1 protein-coding gene is annotated in these 693 nt (G+C 44.2%); it reads left to right on the top strand.

The annotated features are described in order from the left end of the window. The first annotated feature begins 173 nt into the window (after positions 1–173). Complete coding sequence (locus QEH52_RS19995; RefSeq protein WP_308952732.1) at positions 174–575, top strand: GxxExxY protein; 402 nt, start codon at positions 174–176, stop codon at positions 573–575. Positions 576–693: the final 118 nt, after the last annotated feature.

Here is a 693-nt window from a genome sequence, read left to right on the forward strand (position 1 = left end):
TATAGGAACTCATATACGCTTATCCATTCATACGCAGGCTCAACGTCAGCGGATACAGAATCAGTATAAGCGCATATAAGTGAACATTAGCGGTTTTCGGCTTAGCCGAATCTACGTCATGCTGGCACTTGGTGACATTGACTCAAAGTGTGAATTCAGCGTAGGATTACACTATGATTAACAATACAGAATATATGGGGGACGAAGGCTATGCACTTATAGGAACAGCATTTGAAGTACACCGTGAACTAGGAGGCGGACTGAGCGAAGAAATCTACCAAGAGAGCATGGAACTGGAATTAGGATTCCGAAACATCAACTTCTCATCCAAAGACGAACTCAGGGTCTACTACAAAGACCATCTCTTAAAGAAAAAGTATGTGCCCGACTTGCTCGTCTCCGCGGAGATAGTCACGGAACTAAAAGCCGTCAAGGCGTTGAACCCTGACCATGAACGGCAACTGCTCAACTATATGAGAATTACTCGTAAAGCTGTCGGTTACTTGGTGAATTTTGGACCGATTGAAAAACTAGAATGGAAACGCTACATGCTAAAAGAATTCATTCCATCATAACTGGCAAAAATCATCAACTGGGCTGAAGCCCCAATGCTCTGCATTTCCAGCATAGCTGGGGACCGCTTATAGGAACTCATATACGCTTATCCATTCATACGCAGGCTCAACGTCAGCG

Source organism: Thalassobacterium maritimum, from assembly GCF_031127805.1.
Lineage (GTDB): Bacteria > Verrucomicrobiota > Verrucomicrobiia > Opitutales > Coraliomargaritaceae > Thalassobacterium > Thalassobacterium maritimum.

What these genes read in the sequence shown, in the direction of transcription:
- QEH52_RS19995 (WP_308952732.1), top strand. Translation starts at nt 174, where the DNA reads ATGATTAACAATACAGAATATATGGGGGACGAAGGCTATGCACTTATA.